Source organism: Paenibacillus xylanilyticus (genome assembly GCF_047246825.1).
In the GTDB taxonomy this organism is placed as follows: Bacteria; Bacillota; Bacilli; order Paenibacillales; family Paenibacillaceae; genus Paenibacillus; species Paenibacillus xylanilyticus_B.
Genome location: NZ_JBFOLB010000001.1, coordinates 1,056,095 through 1,073,491, shown reverse-complemented (window position 1 = coordinate 1,073,491; position 17,397 = coordinate 1,056,095). Strand labels below are relative to the sequence as shown.

The 17,397-nt window shown below is 48.4% G+C and carries 11 protein-coding genes; all 11 read left to right on the top strand.

The genetic code is table 11. The features are described 5' to 3' along the window. Window positions 1-88 precede the first annotated feature (88 nt). The 11 genes from AB3N00_RS04525 (at window position 89) to AB3N00_RS04475 (ending at window position 17,348) form a co-directional block, all read left to right on the top strand. On the top strand, window positions 89-1,324 hold the full coding sequence (locus AB3N00_RS04525) for an MDR family MFS transporter (RefSeq protein ID WP_413033508.1): 1,236 nt from the start codon (window positions 89-91) through the stop codon (window positions 1,322-1,324). A 381-nt stretch (window positions 1,325-1,705) separates the two neighbouring features. Further along, window positions 1,706-3,151, top strand: coding sequence for an amino acid ABC transporter substrate-binding protein/permease (locus AB3N00_RS04520; protein WP_413033507.1), 1,446 nt, complete (start codon window positions 1,706-1,708; stop codon window positions 3,149-3,151). Further along, a complete protein-coding gene (locus AB3N00_RS04515) occupies window positions 3,144-3,872 on the top strand; it encodes an amino acid ABC transporter ATP-binding protein (RefSeq protein WP_175396574.1) in 729 nt (242 codons plus the stop codon). The genes AB3N00_RS04520 and AB3N00_RS04515 overlap by 8 nt, the downstream gene beginning before the upstream one ends. A 395-nt stretch (window positions 3,873-4,267) precedes the next feature. Continuing rightward, on the top strand, window positions 4,268-5,227 hold the full coding sequence (locus AB3N00_RS04510) for an ABC transporter permease subunit (protein WP_175396576.1): 960 nt from the start codon (window positions 4,268-4,270) through the stop codon (window positions 5,225-5,227). Next, a complete protein-coding gene (locus tag AB3N00_RS04505) occupies window positions 5,227-6,096 on the top strand; it encodes a carbohydrate ABC transporter permease (protein ID WP_413033506.1) in 870 nt (289 codons plus the stop codon). The genes AB3N00_RS04510 and AB3N00_RS04505 overlap by 1 nt, the downstream gene beginning before the upstream one ends. Before the next feature lie 22 nt (window positions 6,097-6,118). Continuing rightward, window positions 6,119-7,651 carry an extracellular solute-binding protein gene (locus AB3N00_RS04500; protein ID WP_413033505.1) on the top strand — a complete coding sequence of 511 codons (1,533 nt, stop codon included), beginning with the start codon at window positions 6,119-6,121 and terminating at the stop codon, window positions 7,649-7,651. Next, a complete protein-coding gene (locus tag AB3N00_RS04495; protein WP_413033504.1) occupies window positions 7,648-8,973 on the top strand; it encodes a Gfo/Idh/MocA family protein in 1,326 nt (441 codons plus the stop codon). The genes AB3N00_RS04500 and AB3N00_RS04495 overlap by 4 nt, the downstream gene beginning before the upstream one ends. Before the next feature lie 225 nt (window positions 8,974-9,198). Beyond that, complete coding sequence (locus tag AB3N00_RS04490; protein ID WP_413033503.1) at window positions 9,199-11,478, top strand: helix-turn-helix domain-containing protein; 2,280 nt, start codon at window positions 9,199-9,201, stop codon at window positions 11,476-11,478. 47 nt (window positions 11,479-11,525) lie between these two features. Beyond that, complete coding sequence (locus AB3N00_RS04485; RefSeq protein ID WP_413033502.1) at window positions 11,526-13,583, top strand: glycoside hydrolase family 65; 2,058 nt, start codon at window positions 11,526-11,528, stop codon at window positions 13,581-13,583. Window positions 13,584-13,653: 70 nt separating this feature from the next. Beyond that, complete coding sequence (locus AB3N00_RS04480; RefSeq protein ID WP_413033501.1) at window positions 13,654-14,799, top strand: glycoside hydrolase family 88/105 protein; 1,146 nt, start codon at window positions 13,654-13,656, stop codon at window positions 14,797-14,799. Then, window positions 14,796-17,348 carry a glycosyl hydrolase family 95 catalytic domain-containing protein gene (locus AB3N00_RS04475; protein WP_413033500.1) on the top strand — a complete coding sequence of 851 codons (2,553 nt, stop codon included), beginning with the start codon at window positions 14,796-14,798 and terminating at the stop codon, window positions 17,346-17,348. Before AB3N00_RS04480 ends, AB3N00_RS04475 begins: the two co-directional genes overlap by 4 nt. Window positions 17,349-17,397: the final 49 nt, after the last annotated feature.

Sequence of the window (17,397 nt, the reverse complement as noted above, 5' to 3'; positions counted from 1 at the left end):
CCCTTTGATCCATACAATTATATCTAATGAAGCGGGCAAAAGGCAGTCCCTTCTGCACAAAATTTATGGAATAGGAGAAACATACATTATGAAGCATCATCTGCGACAAATACACCCTTTGGCATGGACAATCATCATCGGAACCATGTTTGGACGTCTTGTGACCTCCATGAGCATTCCGTTTTTATCCATCTATTTAACTCGCGTACTAGGTGCTTCACCAACAGAAACAGGGGTAACGGTTGCCGTAAGTTCGCTGGCTGGAGTGTTAATCAGTTTTTACGGAGGATATATCTCTGATCGGATTGGTCGCAAGATCGTCATGCTGGTCTCGGTCTTCAGCTGGGCAGGCGTGTTTTTCATCTTTTCGTCTGCAAACCACTTATGGGTATTTTTTATTGCCAATACGCTGAATGGGTTGTGCCGGGCCGTTTTCGAGCCAACATCACGTGCACTTTTATCGGATATCACTTCTTCCCAGCATAAGCTGCTTGTGTTCAATCTGCGATATGCTGCCATAAACCTCGGCGTTGTATTTGGGCCGATCATTGGTCTTTACCTTGGATCAGCTGAATCCACGTTTCCATTTGTTATTTCTGGAATGGTTTACATCGTCTATGGTCTGGTCTTACTCGTTCAGTTTCAATCTTGGCATGCCAATCTCCCCAAACTCACCGAAAGTCCTGCCCCAAGCTTGCGAGATGCGTTAGCTACAACCACTCGAGACCGGGTTTTCCTGATGGTACTCATTGGAACAACCTTTTGTGAACTGGGCTTTGGTCATTTCGGTTCAACGTTAGCGCAGTATCTGACCCTGAAACCGCATTTTGAGGATGGAAGCCGGATTTTCTCTTACATGTTCTCCCTTAATGCGGTGACCGTGCTGGTTGTACAGTACCCGATTGTGCGAACGGCAAGACATTATTCGCCCATTGTCTCTCTCATCATTGGCAACATTTTGCTCGCTGCGAGTCTGCTGCTGTTTGGATGGGCTGAAGGTTTAACACTTCTGTTCATCAGTGTCATACTGTTTACGATCGGAGAAGTTCTGCTGTTTACCATGATGGACCTGTTAATCGACCGGATAGCCAAGCCGGAAAGTAAAGGCATTTACTTCGGCACAATTGGATTTAATCATTTGGGCAGTGTGATGGCACCTGTGTTTGGCGGCCTGCTTCTTAGCCAGTATGGTGCAGAGAATGGGCTAAACGTCTTTGTCCCGCTGGCTCTCATGACAGCGCTCGGCCTGCCTTTTCTCTGGATTGCCCATCAGCGTCTGCTGTCGAGAGAGAAAAAGGAAAAAGTGTTTCAAGTGAGTGCTTAATAAGGTAATGGAAGATGCACCTCTGAAAGGGAGCACCTCCTAATCTGACGTCAAACTTTTTTAATTGAAAGAGGGATTATTGTAAATGATAAACATATCTCGAATGAATGGAGCAAGAAAAAAACACATAGGTAATGGTCACCAAGAAATGTATATCGGTTGGAATAAAAACTTGGGCGAGTGCATATTACAACGGTAAATGAAGATGGTCTTCAAGACTATACTTAAGCGATGTTCCTGTAAGAGTCGGATTGGAAAAGAAATGAAAACTTAAAATTTAAAATGTTTATTTTCATGAAATCAATATGACTGTATAATGAGCAATACGTCTGAAAAAAATGTAACACAGAAAAACGTAGAGGACCGAGAAGAGGAGGACATATGAAAACAACAAAGGTCTCATTTTTTGTACTTTCGCTAGTGCTGCTCTTGGTGACGGGATTATCCGGATGGGCAGGCGCTGCGGACGCAGAATCCAATGCCAGCAAAACCTATGTTATCGGCACAGACATTACATTTGCTCCGTTTGAGTTTCAGGATGTGAATGGTGATTTTGTAGGCATAGACATGGATTTGCTCGACGCCATTGCAAAAGATCAAAATTTTAAGTATGAAATTAAAGCTCTCGGTTTTAACGCAGCTGTTCAGGCACTTGAGTCGAATCAGGTGGATGGCGTCATTGCAGGGATGAGTATCACCGATGAACGAAAACAAAAGTTTGATTTTTCAGATTCTTATTTCGATTCAGGTGTGGTTATGGGTATCAGCGCCAATAACGATACCGTGAAAAGTTACGAAGACCTCCGCGGCAAAAAAGTCGCCGTGAAAACGGGAACAGAAGGATACACTTTTGCGGAGTCTGTTGCTTCGGAGTATGGCTTTACCATTGTGCCGTTTGATGACTCTTCACAAATGTATGATGATGTCAAAACCGGTAATTCCGTCGCTTGTTTTGAAGATTTCCCTGTATTGGCTTATGGGGTCAAACAGAATAACGGTCTTAAAATTGTTACTAAACCAGAAAAAGGAGGTTCCTATGGGTTTGCCGTAAGCAAAGGGCAGAATCAGGAACTTCTACAAATGTTCAATGATGGACTAATGAATATCAAGGCAAACGGTGAGTATAAACGCATTACTGAGACATATGTTGGTGAAAATGCTTCAACCCCTACCCTGGGTCGCTGGGAGCTGGTCCAGAAATCACTCCCGTCCCTATTCAAAGGTCTGGGAAAAACGCTCTTATACACCATTGTTTCATTGTTTTTTGCCTTTATCCTGGGCTTGATCTTCGGATTTATGAAAGTGGGACAAAATAGATTCCTTCGCGGTGTTGCCACCGTATTTGTGGATATATTCCGCGGGGTTCCATTGATTGTCCTGGCCTTCTTTATCTATTTCGGGATTCCGCAGGCTTTGGGCTTCACGATGCCATTGTTCCTGGCAGCCATTTTGACATTGAGTCTGAATGCAGGGGCATATGTAACCGAAATTATTCGTGGGGGTATTCAATCGATTGATCGTGGACAGATGGAAGCCGCCCGTTCACTTGGACTTCCTTATCGTAAAGCCATGATGAAGATCGTTATTCCTCAAGCCATCCGGATTATGATTCCATCATTTATTAATCAGATGGTCATCACACTGAAAGATACGTCGATCTTGTCCGTCATTGGTTTGGTGGAGTTGACGCAATCAGGTAAAATTGTCATTGCAAGAACGTTCGCCTCTTTTGACATTTGGTTAACGGTTGCTATTATGTATCTGATTGTCATCATTACATTGACTAAAATCGCTGACCATCTGGAGGTGAAGGTTCGCCGTGGGTAAAATTAAGGTCGAAGGATTGAAAAAAAGTTTTGGCTCGAATCAGGTTTTGAAGGGAATCGATATGACCGTCACCGAAGGTGAAGTTGTTTGTGTCATCGGGCCTTCCGGTTCGGGGAAAAGTACGTTTTTGCGCTGCATTAACCAATTGGAAGAGATTACTGCAGGCCGGGTTATCGTGGATGACCAGGATCTGAATGATCCTAAAACCAATATCAATAAAGCACGTGAAAATATCGGTATGGTATTTCAGCATTTTAACCTGTTTCCTCATTTCAGCGTGCTTAAAAATATCATGTTCGCACCAAGAGAGCTTGGCAAATTGAACGAGCAGCAGGCTCGGGAAACGGCTCTTCGTTTACTTGATCGGGTAGGTTTGTCAGACAAAGCGGATAGCTATCCAAACAAACTTTCCGGGGGTCAGAAACAGCGGGTGGCGATTGCCCGTGCGCTCGCGATGAACCCGGACGTGATGCTGTTCGATGAACCAACTTCCGCGCTTGATCCTGAGATGGTTGGTGAAGTTCTGGGTGTAATGAAAGACCTCGCCAGCGAAGGAATGACGATGATGATCGTTACCCATGAGATGGGATTTGCTCGTGAAGTTGCAGACCGGGTTATCTTCATGGATGGCGGATACATTGTAGAGCAGGGGACTCCTGCCGAAATATTCGGTAATCCGAAGCATGAACGTACAATCAGCTTTTTGGAGAAAGTACTCTAAACCTCATAAACACCATCAAACCTTCAAGACATTGTTCTTGAAGGTTTTTTGTTGCATCCAAATCAGAAGATGAGAAATTAACGACAGAATGACAGCGGCACATTGATTATTAAAAATTGAACTTCGTCTTTTTATTTGAAAGGGAGCACCCTGAACAATGATAGGAAACATCTATGCCTTGAGGTCGCCATATTGGCGCCTTTTTTTTGCCGGATGACAGCACCAACCATTTCTCCAGCGAATGAACCGATCCTGCAAAAGCTTGCTGTGTAAGCGATTGGTTCATGGTTTGGCCGATTGCACGATTGTCGCTCACGCTGCCTGCCCTTAATATGTGAACAGAGGATCCTGCTCGTCATTCACACCATCATTTGCTAAAGGGGGCCCAAAATCATATGGCTGAGCTGACGGAAACATCTGCACGGCAAACCGGAGTTACAGTCAATAAACCCGTCAAAAAAGGGTATTTGCGAAACATGAGAAAACATTGGATGTTGTATGTCATGATCCTTCCCGGCATTTTGTTTTACATCATTTTTAAGTACATTCCACTGGGAGGCAGCGTAATCGCATTTCAGAACTTTCAAATTATGAAAGGTATTTGGAGCAGCCCATGGGTCGGTCTGGATAATTTCAAATTCATCTTTACGTATCAGGACTTCTACAATGTTCTTCGGAACACAGCTCTGATTGCCTTTTACAAACTGGTGGTCGGATTTCCTGCCCCGATTCTGCTTGCGCTGTTGTTCAACGAAGTACGAAAAATGCTCGCAAAACGCTTCTTGCAGAGTTTGTTCTATTTGCCCCATTTCCTCTCTTGGGTTGTCGTGGGAGGGATTGTCTTTGAAGTGCTTGCCTCGGGTGGATTTGTAAACGCTGTCCGTGGATGGTTCGGCTTCGAACCCATTCTGTATATGCAGCAGGAACAGTATTTCCGTCCGATTGTTGTGCTCTCGTCCATTTGGAAGGAAGTTGGATGGGGAACCATTATATATCTTGCAGCCATAAGCGGCGTAGACCCAACCCAATATGAAGCTGCCGTCATGGACGGAGCCAACAAGTGGAAACAAGCGATTTATATTACATTGCCCGCGTTGTTCCCGACGATCCTAATCCTGTTCCTGCTCAATATCGGGAACTTCCTGGAGCTCGGTTTTGATCAGGTATATAACCTGTTGACGCCGATGACCTATTCGGTAGGGGATATTATTGAAACTTATGTATACCGCTCAGGTGTTCTGCAAGGGCAGTATAGTGTCACCACGGCTATTGGGCTGTTCCAATCCGTTATCGGGTTTATCCTGCTCTGGGTCTTCAATCGATTGGCCAAAAAGACTGGGGAGGGGTTGTGGTGATGAAACAGACCTTTGGTGAAAAATGCTTTCAAGTCGCCAACTATGTTTTCCTGACAGCTGCGGCCTTAACCATGATTTTGCCATTGCTTCATCTGCTTGCAGTATCCCTGAGTTCTCCGGTTGCCGCCGATTCCAAGGAAGTTTTCCTGTGGCCGGTCGGCTTCACGTTGGCTTCCTGGAAGCACATTTTGCAGAGCTCGGGCTTATGGCAATCGTTTGGTGTAACCGTATTCATTACGGTGGCTGGTACAGCGCTTAGTATGCTCTTTTCCGTGCTGACGGCTTTTCCGCTATCACGCAAAGAGTTTCTGATTCGCAAACAGGTGATGCTGGGTATCGTGATCACCATGATTTTCAATGCTCCGATGATTCCGTTTTTCCTGACGGTAAGAGAGCTGGGCATGATGAATTCCATCTGGTCTCTGATTATTCCGGGCGTCATCGGCACATTCAACATGGTGATTCTGCGTACGTTTTTCATGAATTTGCCGAAGGAACTGGATGACACCGCCCGGATCGATGGTTGTCATGATTTTCGAATCCTGTTCCAGATTTATTTGCCGTTATCCAAACCGGTTCTTGCTACAGTCAGTCTGTTCTATGCCGTAGGGTACTGGAACACGTTCCAACGCGCGGTACTCTTCGTTCGCGATCCTGATCTGTGGCCCCTTCAGATGAAGCTGCGTGCCTATTTGACCAGCCCGGAAGAACTGGCTCAGGTCAACATGTTTCTGGACGACTACGACTTCAACACAACCACACTGAAAGCTGCGACGATTCTTTTTGCAAGCGTTCCCATTATTTTGGTGTATCCTTATTTACAGAAATATTTTGTGAAAGGTTCATTGCTAGGATCGCTGAAAGAATAAACCGTGACAAGGGGATGATTCTATGAGAAAACAATTGACCCAAAAGATAGTGCCCATCGTACTCAGTATTGCCATGCTGGTCGTTGCCGGCTGCAGTTCCAACGCCAGCAATTCAGGGAACGCTACCGGTGAGGGGGGTTCCGGTGTTCCTATCGTCAAAGTATTCAAAAGCCATATGGGGATCGGGAGCATGCCGGCTCCTGATGATCCACACGTGAAATATATCGCTGATCAGACGGGTGTCCAATACGAGCTGATTACGACGCCCCCCGGCTCGGAACCATCCGAATACTTGAACTTGATGATCGCTTCGGATGAGCTGCCGGATATTCTACGGCCAATTGGAGGCGTAGAGCAAACGCTGATCCAGCAGGGTGGAGCACTGCCGCTGGATGAATTGCTGCCTGAGTATGCTCCGCATGTCTGGGAGAGTATTCCCCAGGAAGCCTGGGATATCGTTCGTTCAGCTTCTCCGGACGGCAAAATTTATTATGTGCCCAAAGTATTCCTTGTCCCGGAACGTGCACCTTTGATCCGGAAGGATTGGCTGGATAAGGTAGGCATGGAGATGCCAACGACCGTGGATGAATATGTGGAAGTGCTCAAAGCCTTCCGTGACAAGGATCCGAACGGCAATGGCAAAGCGGATGAGCTGCCGACAAGTGGAAGGGAGTTCGGAAGATGGATGGATCATCTGTTTGCCATGTACGGGGTAGCCATGTGGGAAGGGTATCCGGAATGGGATGAGTACGACGGCAAGATCCAATATGCAGGAACGACGGACAATATGAGAGAGGCGATCAAGTTCATCCGTATGCTATATGTCGAAAAACTGCTGGACAATGAAACATTCCTGAACAAAGGAGAAGTGTGGCAAGCCAAAATTAACAATAACCTGGTGGGCAGCTGGTATCACTTACCGGCAAATGTCCGTGATCGTTATAATGCCATGCTGACACAGGCTCCAGATGCTTATATCGCAGCAATGCCATTGCCGAAGGCCGATGGATTCGAAGCCTTTGTAACGCAAAAGAGCATGGGGGAGCCCGAATGGATGATTCCAGCCGCCAAGCAGGATAATGCAGCTAATGCACTGAAGCTGCTGGATTTCTTTTACAATCCCGAAAATGATGAGTTTGTCCGATTCGGTCTGGAAGGGGAGCAGCATGAAGTTCAGGACGGGCGCAAAGTCATTCTCCCGCCGGCCGACAACAAACCGCTTGCACTGGGCATGAAGAATTTGACCACTGCAGATGACATGAACAAGCGAATTGAAGAGACTTATCCGGAGGATCAGCAGCAGATGGTAAAAGACATGTTTGTAGTCAGCACAGCCGATGCCCGGCAAATTGCAGGTGATGGACTCCCGGCTTCCGTGTATGAGGGTTTTCCTGATATTCAGTCACACAAACTCTTTCAGGAGGTATTGACCAAGATCGTCATCGGGGAGCTGCCGCTGGAGGCTTATGATGAATACGTGAAGAAATGGAATGCCTCCGGAGGCGAAGTAGTCACCCAGCGGGTGCAGGAATGGTATGAGAAGGTGAAAAAATGAAAAAAAGATACGCCATCTGTGGGGTAAGTGGCAGAGCATTGGGCCAGTTCGCCAAACCGATTCATGAGTTGTTTTCCCACAATTCGGAGGTCGTGGCACTGCTGGATACGGATCCTGCGCGTTTCGAGGCCTACCGTGCGCGCTTTCCGCACCACTCCGAAATTGCTGTGTATGGAGCTGCTGATTTTGCTGCCATGGTGGAGGAGACAAAGCCAGACTGTATTATTGTGGCTGGCAGGGATGATACCCATGTCCACTATATAACAGCGGCGCTCGAGCGAGATCTGGACGTGATTACTGAAAAACCGATGGCTACAACCGGGGCAGATGCCAGACGCATTTTGGATGCAGAAGCAGTGAGTCAGGGGAGTGTAATCGTTACATTCAACTATCGTTATATGCCCATTCACATGCGGATCAAGGAAATGATACAGGAAGGCAAAATTGGCCGTGTCACTTCAATTGATCTCAACTGGTATATCGATACCCATCACGGCTCGAGTTACTTCAAACGCTGGAATCGCGAACGGGCTTTCTCGGGTGGACTATCCGTTCATAAAAGCACCCACCATTTTGATTTGGTCCAGTGGTGGATTAACCAAAAACCGGTGGAGGTCTTTGCCTATGGAGCACTAAACTATTACGGTGCAGATGGCGAGTGGAACCCGGCCCGTGAAGATGGGCGACACTGTCGTACGTGCAATGTTACGGAAGACTGTGCCTATTATTCTCGCTGGACACCGCGCAGCCGCCAGGTCCGTGTTCCGGATGACCATCTGAATCTGCTAGGAGCGGACAATACGGATTTTCCATACACATCATATCGTCCGGATCAATGCATATTTGATTCCACCATTGAGATTGAAGATACGTATACGGCGACAGTGAGATATAACGGCGGTGCACTTCTGAGTTATTCAGTCAATTTCTCGCTTCCTTATGAAGGTTATCGGTTGGCCGTGAATGGTACAAAAGGGAGACTGGAGACGCTCGAATACCATATGCCTGGCCGCACGCCTTTTCCGACTCCGGTCCAGACCATTGACTATTTCCCGCTGTTTGGATCCAAAGAGACCATTCATGTCGTACACCGGGAAGGCGGACATGGCGGAGGAGATCCCCTGCTGCTTGAGGATATTTTTCTCGGTGAAGATCGCAGGCGTCCCTTCCGGATTTTGTCGGGTGCGGCAGATGGAGCATATTCCGTCGCTGCCGGAGAAGCAGTATGGCGTTCCGTCTCCGAGCACCGCCCCATATCCATAGACGCTGTGCTTGGTGGATGGGGAAATGCAGTGCCTATACAGAATGCTAGGAGGAAGTGAACATGGGGGTCATTGATTTCGAGCCGAGCTGAGGAATATGAATATGCTTAATGAGCAGGCCGATCTTACAACTGCGGAAACCGCCGGAACTGCGGATAAATAAGAGATCGGGATACCATGGTAAGGCAAAATAGGCTGTAAGGCCGGGTCGTATTGAGCAGGCATGAACTGTATAATTGCGGTATATTGCACATAAGGTGGGAGATAACTGTGACCCTTTCCTTTTTGAAGTGGTTGAAATTCAATATCACCAATACCCAGACCCGGCTGCTGCTAATTCTGACCATTGTTGTCTTCATGATTATTATTGCGGTAGGCATGACAACGTACTATTCTGCCAAATCGGTATTACAGCAGGAGCTCAGTGAACCACAGCACCAGATGCTGCGCATTAGCATGAATGACATTGATGAAGTCATCCGGGAGAGCGACCAGATTGCTGTAAAAATTGCGTTGAATACTAATGTGTATCGATTTCTCACGAATGAGCTTCAGGGATCATATCGGAACGTTACGGAATTGGTGCAGTTTCTTGAAACCTTAATTAGCAGTACGCCTTTTATTAAGAGCGCTTACATTTATGATGTAGAACGGGAGAGCATGGTTGCTTTTCCTCAAGGCTACAGTTCGAGTAAAACCAATTTTCCTGATTCAGGCTGGGTTGGTGTGGCTGCTGAGCTGGATGACCGGCCCATGTTGGTGAAACAGCGGGAGATTGCAGCAGGTTCGGGAAAATCCGTTTCACAGATTACACTATATCGGAAGATTATGCTGGCCGGTCAGTTAAAGGGGATCATCGCCATCAATTTCAAGACCGATCAGATGTTTAAGCACATGCTTCTCTCTTCCATCTCGGACCTCGATAATCATCGCTTCATCTTGGATGCGGACAACAAACCTTTGTATGAGCTCGGCAATTATCCAGTCGGAGAGGATGCAGTAGAGCAGGTTCTCACACAGCTCGAAGGAGAAAAACTAGGTGAGTTCAAGCACGAAGGCAAGCTGCTGCTGGCTTCGCAGACCATTTCACCATATACCGGATGGCGATACCTGTCGGTTATTTCCCAAGATAGTTTACTGGCCAATGCCCAGAAGATCCGTAACATCGTATTCATCGTATCTCTGCTCGCTCTTGCAGCGGGGGCAGCTGCAATTACATTTTACAACACAGCCGCCTTGAAACCGGTAAAACGAATGAGACAACTTCTTAGCGGCTATGACCGTGAGCGAATCAGTCCGGAGCTCATCGATCTCGAAAAAATAACGGGGCAGCTGCTTACAGATCATGCGCAGCAAGCAATAAATCTCAGACAGACACTTCCGGAAGCTTCCTCCAAATTTCTGACCGATATCTATGCAGGAAATATGACGGGTTACCGCGAGATCGGTGAAAAGTGGAACCGATACTTCAAGGATTGGAGCGATAATTCACTCGCAGTAGCCATGCTGTCTATCGACGACTATCATTCATGGTGTGAACGATTTAAGAAGTCAGATCAGTCTCTATTGAAATTTGCGATTGCCAACATCATTGCTGAACTACTGTCCGGGGAATGGCGTGTCATTCCTGCGGATCTGGGCAGAGACCGATTGCTGGTGATGCTCCAACCGCTTGAATCTGGTAGGGACTTGATAGCAGCCTCAGCCATTGGAGATGCACTGAGGATGATTCCGAGGCTGCTTAAGTTTCAGGTTTCAGCTGGTGTAAGCGAGTATCATGCAGGGTTTATGCGCCTTCAACAGGCAATGCAAGAAGCGGACAGCGCTCTGGAATACAGATTGTACCGCGGGTATGAACAAGTGATTCAGTTTGAGGATGTCTCTGGCAATCCAGAGCCAGGAAAAGCTGCAGAAGAAAATGAATTCATGTCCACATTGACTGAAACGATTGAAGCCGGCAGCGCTGAAGAAGCTATAAAGATCATGGATAAAACATTCAGCCGGATGGAGGTAGAGCAGTGGCACCCTTCCTCGGCACTTGCTTTTCTGGAGTCTGCAGCCGAGACACTGGAACGCATTCGTTTGAAACGAGATGGCGAAGGATGCGGGTTCAGAATTTCGGGCTTGCGAACGATGCATATGGAATCTGCAAGGACTATGCTGCGGCAGGAAGTAGGGGCATTGGCAGCCTGGTATGACAGCATGCAGCTTAGCAAGGATTATATCGTTTGCCAACAGATGATTGCTTTTATGAAAGACCATCTGGAAGACCCTGTCAGCATTCAGGACATTGCCGAGCATGTGGGCATTGGCTCCAGTTTGGCGAGTCAGTTGTTCAAGCAGGAGATGAGCGATACGATTCATGGATATTTTACAAAGCTGCGAATGGAGCGGGCTTGTGAGCTCCTGTTGGATACCGACTACAGAATATCCGAAATCGCTTCCATGGTGGGCTACCAGCATGAGAACAGTTTTATTCGTGTATATCGCAAAACCAAGGATATCACCCCGGGGAAATACAGGGAAATGATGCGGAGTCGCAGGGATTCCTTGCTGGAATCCTAGGTTCTTTCAAATGAAGTATTTAAGACACAAGGGAGGCAAGTTTACACATGGACCGTAAATCGATTGTCACCAGAAATCATCCGGTTTTGACACGGCTTGAGCCCAGGTCACCTTTGTCTGTTGGTAACGGAGAATTTGCGTTCAGTGCTGATTTCACGGGCCTTCAGACCTTTCCGGAGGCATATGAGATACCGCTTGGTACACAGTCCAATTGGGGTTGGCATTATACAGGAGGCCATCAGGTCTTCGGAGATCAGGATATCGTCTATCAGTCGTTTGAAACGTACGGTCGTATGGTGCAGTATCCCATGAAGCCAGAAAACAGAGAAGAGGCTTACCACTGGCTGCGGCAGAATCCGCATCGTCTTCAGCTTGGACGACTATCGTTTCGATTCCTGAAGGAAAACGGACAGGAAGAAGAAGCGGCCAATGTGATTCCGGTATGCCAGGAATTGAATCTCTGGACAGGTTCACTGCACAGTGAGTTCACCGTGGATGGCGTTAAGGTTCAGGTGCAGACTGCCTGTGATCCGGAGAAGGATGGTATGGGCATTCGTGTGCATTCAGAGCTAATCGGCAAGGGGCGTCTCCAATTGTTCCTTGTTTTCCCATGTCCGGATATGACACATCGGAGCTGGTCCAAATCTGTATTCCCCGATTGGGAGCAGGAGAGCAGACACCATACCGAGCTAATGACGGCCGATTCGAGTTCGGCTTCATTGAAACGCACACTGGATGAGGATGGATATGCCGTGAAGTGGATTTGGGACGCTGGAAGTCTGGAACAAACCGGAGCCCATGAGTTTACGTTGCTTCCGGGAGCCTTAGAAAATGCCGACAGCTGGTCCTGCAGTGTTGCTTTTGCTGCCTTGGATCCAGTACCTCAACCAGCGAATGCCGTATTCCATGCAAGCTCGGCCCACTGGGAGAAGTTCTGGAACAGTGGAGCTGCAATGGACTTGTCCGGCAGTCAAGATCCCCGCGCAGCTGAGCTGGAACGCCGAATCGTATTGTCACAGTTCCTGTGCGCCGTGCACAGTGGCGGCACCATGCCGCCTCAGGAGACGGGCTACATGTATAACAGCTGGTTCGGTAAAATGCACCTGGAAATGCACTGGTGGCATGCTGCGCATTTTCCGCTGTGGGGACGTACCAATCTGCTTCGTCGCAGTATGGATTGGTATCTTACCATTTTGCCGGAAGCGCGTGAGCTGGCTCGCTCACAGAGATATGATGGGGCGCGCTGGCCCAAAATGGTCGGTTATAACGGAAAACAGACACCTTCACCCGTTGCGCCGGGATTAATCTGGCAGCAGCCTCATCCAATGGCACTCGCCGAGATGTGTTATCTCGCCCAGCCTGAGCGGTCTGTGCTGGAACACTATAAGGAGATTGTTTTTGAAGCCGCTGATTTTATGGTGTCTTATGCTCATTGGGATGGAGAAAGAGAGGCATATGTTTTAGGTCCACCGCTGATCCCTGCACAAGAGAATCATGCCATGAACGAAAGCCTGAATCCGCCTTATGAGCTTGAATACTGGAAGTTTGGATTGGAAATTGCGACACTCTGGGCAGAGCGGCTGGAGCAGCCGGCGAATCCAGACTGGACAAAGGTTGCGGCGCATATGGCGAGTCCCAAACATGAAGGTGGGGTCTATCTCGCGCACGAGAATTGCCCTGACACATTTACGGACAAAAACCATGATCATCCTTCGATGCTCGGTGCGCTAGGGCTGCTACCGGGTACGCTGATTGACAAAGACATCATGAAAAATACATTGCTTAAAGTAAAAGAATGCTGGGATTGGGAATCCGCATGGGGGTGGGATTTTCCCATGTGCGCGATGACAGCGGCCAGACTCGGGGAGCCTGGGCTGGCAGTAGATTTTCTGCTGATGGATGCGACCAAAAATACGTATTTGCCCAATGGACACAACTATCAGAGACCCGGATTATGGGCATATTTGCCGGGGAATGGGGGGCTGCTAACTGCTGTAGCCATGATGGCTGCGGGCTGGAGCGGTGAGGATAGCGGGAACAATCCGGGTTTCCCGCAAGACGGCAGCTGGTCAGTCCAATGGGAGGGGCTTAATCCTCTAACCTGAGTAGGAAGCCGTATTTACGGCACACGTAGGATTTTGTAGGTGCAGGAGTAATGACAAGGGAGGGATTATGATGGCGGAAACGTTAACAAAGGTCAATGCACAGGATAGCAGGATGTCTGCCAAAATCGCGGATACACTGATCTCTGAATGTCAGAATGGCAATCATCCGAAGATGGCAGGGAAATGGGGTTATGTTGCAGGCATGACACTCATGGCTTTGGAACGAGCAGCAGTATGGAACAACGAACCCCGATATAGCGAACTTGTTCATCACCATATGGATGGTCTAATCGAGATGGATGGCACGATCAGGAACTACCGACTTGAGGATTACAATCTGGACATGATCAACGAAGGCAAAAATCTCTTTAGAGAGTGGAAGCGAACGGGCGAAGACAAATACCAGCAAGCGATACTGCAGCTGGTCAACCAACTGAAAGGACAGCCGCGTACCAGTGAGGGCGGTTTCTGGCACAAGAAGATATATCCGTTCCAGATGTGGTTGGACGGGATTTATATGTCCTCTCCGTTTTTGGCCGAATATGGAAGTACTTTCAATCACCCCGAGAGCTTCGATGAGGTAGCCCGTCAGATTCTGCTGATTGAGCGAAGAACCCGCAATCCACAGACCGGCCTGCTGCATCATGCATGGGATGAGAGCAGGGAACAGCGCTGGTGCGACAAAAACACCGGTCAATCATTTCATGTCTGGGGCAGAGCGATGGGTTGGTATGCGATGGCCGTAGTGGATGCACTGGAGCATTTTCCAATCGATCATCCGCAGCGCGGTCAGATCATGGGTATATTCGAGAGGATGGCATACGCGATTGCACATGCCCAGGATCAGGAGAGCGGACTGTGGTATCAGGTAATGGACCAGAACGGCAGGGAAGGCAACTATCTGGAGGCGTCGGCTTCCTGTATGCTGACCTATGCACTTGCGAAAGGCCAGCGGCTGCATTATCTAGCAGAGCTGGATCGTAAAGTTGTTGACCGCGCTTATGAAGGCATTCTAAAGCACTTTGTTACTGAAGATGAACAGGGAGTGCACCTGCACCGTATTTGTCATGGGGCCGGGCTCGGTGGGAAGAAATATCGTGACGGTTCATACGGCTATTATATCAGCGAACAGATCGTCAGCGACGTGCAAATGGGGGTAGCTCCATTCCTGCTGGCCAGTATTGAAATGGAGATGCGAGGAGCAAGGCAAGCGTGAAGGAACATAGCGGATCACAAAGCAGCAGGCCGGAGAAAAACAAAATGATACTCAAGTACCCCGCTTCATGGTGGAAGGGGATGTGGCGTGAGGCACTTCCTACCGGCAACGGCAAGCTGGGTGCCTCTGTACAAGGCGGCATACAGGAGGAAATGATTCTGCTTCAGCACAGTGAACTGTGGCATTGGGGTCAGAAGAATGAGCTGCCTGATGTCAGTCATACACTGGCAGAGACCCGGAAGCTGATGGATGAGGAACATTATCCGGAGGCGAGCTGGCATCTGACTCGTGCGCTGCAAACCAAAGGATATGCCTCCAAGCTAGCTTCCCGTTTTCCTCTGACCGCATTGACGCTAACCATGGCCTGTGACAATGCTTTTCGTAAATATCGCAGGGAACTGGATATGGAAACGGGGGAAATCCATGTCCGGTGGGAGGAGGCAAAACGGAGTTATTCGAGAAGCATTTTTGTTTCCCGCGCGGATGATTGTGTTGTCTTTAGAATAACGGGCGATGAATTGGGAGAGTCAGATCCGGGGAGGAGCTGGGAAACAGCGGGCAAGCCCTTGTTATCCGGAAATGTTGGTCTTCAGTTTCCACCAGGTGACCGCGAGCGGGAAGACGAGCAGTTCTTGAAACTGAAAATGTCCGTAACCGTGAGAACAGATGAAGATGAGAATTACCTGTTCTATGGCGGCCAAAATGACGACGGACAGGATTTTGGAGCAGTACTCCGTCTAATCCATGTGGGAGATGTGTCAGAGAAGAATCCGGTAACTGGGACGTTAAATTTCCCCGGAAATATCCATACCATTTCAAGCAAAAACCAACCCAATAAACGTGGTGAAAAAGCGATAAACGAAAGACTTCCCTTTGAAACTTCAGGTAATCTGCTCGTTCTTATTAAATGGTTTGCCACAGGTAAACGGGAAGAGGAATGGGATCGGTTGAAGCAGGAACTCGCTGTGTTTGACACCGATTATGATGCATTGCTATCCAGGCATAAGGCACTTCATCAGGCATTGTTCCACTCGGCAAAACTTGATCTGGATGATACCGCTGATGACGGGCGTTGTAATGAAGAACTGCTGCTTGATGCCTATGAAGGTGAGGCTCCCACGGGGTTACTTCGAAAGATGTGGGCGTATGGCCGATATTTGTTCATAAGTGGAATCTCGGAAGGTGGCAATACGCCTTTCGGGCTTTATGGACTATGGGGCGGGGATTACCGACTAATGTGGGGTCATAACATGGCCAACGAAAACGTGCAGATGATGTATTGGCATTCCACTGTCGGAGGTTTATCCCGCCTGAACCTTTCTTTGTTTCGCTATTACAATGGCATGATGGAAACGTTCAGAGATAATGCTCGCAAGCTCTTTGGCTGCCGTGGGATCTTTATCCCTGCTGGAACCACACCGGGCATGGGTGCCCCGAATCAAATTGTCCCGGTGATTATGAACTGGACGGGAGCAGCCGGTTGGCTGGCCAGACATTATTATGAGCATTACAAGTACACTGGTGATAAGCAGTTTCTGCGTGAAGAGGCTCTTCCTTTTATGAGAGAGGCGCTGCTGTTCTACGAAGACTTTATGGTGTTGGATCCAAACGGTCAGTACAAGATGTACCCATCCGTTTCTCCCGAGAACACACCAGAAAACTTCATGCCAAGGGATGGGAGACAGCTGGCACACCCCATGCCAACCGCCATTAATGCTGCAATGGACATCGCCATCATTAAGGAACTGCTGCAGCATACCATTGAGGCAAGTCGGATTGTCGGGACTCACACTAGTCAGATTCCGCAATGGGAAGCCATGCTGAAACGACTGCCTGCCTACATATTGAACGAGGAGGGGGCAGTGAAGGAATGGCTGCATCCGGCGTTTGAGGATCGGCAAAATCATCGTCATCTATCCCATCTGTATCCTGTTTTTCCGGGACAGGAAGTCAGCCGGGAGGAGGACCCGGTACTATTCGGGGCATTCGAGACAGCGGTACATCAGCGTAAACTCGGAGCTCAGAGTGGCTGGTCTCTGGCGCATATGTCCTCCATATACGCCAGACTCGGTGATGGAGGGCGCGCGCTGGAAAGTCTGAATGTTCTTGCACGCTCCTGCCTGCTTCCTAATGGATTCACGCTGCATAATGACTGGCGCAATATGGGGATATGCTTGCCTCTGCCTGCGGCTCCTGTACAGCTTGACGCCAATTTGGGTTGGGTTAACGCAATTCAGGAAATGCTGCTCTATGTATCACCACAATTGATCAAGGTACTTCCGGCACTTCCTGCACGCTGGACTCGGGGCGAGGTGCAGAATTGGCGTATCCAGGGAGGAACTCTGTCGTTCGCATGGAATCGCAAAACAGGAGCGTTTCAAGCGGAGTTAACCGCCAGACACCGAATTGCCACCAAGCTTCAGCTCCCGGATTGGATCTGTAAGCTGCATGTCAGTAAGGATTTCAATACGAAACCCATAGAGAACGGAACGTTCCAGCTTCATCTCGAAGAGGGAGAAACGTGGTCTGTGGAAATGCACAGTGTATAGTATGAAATGCTAAGGAGTCGCCAAATGGCGGCTTTTTTCTTTTATCTAC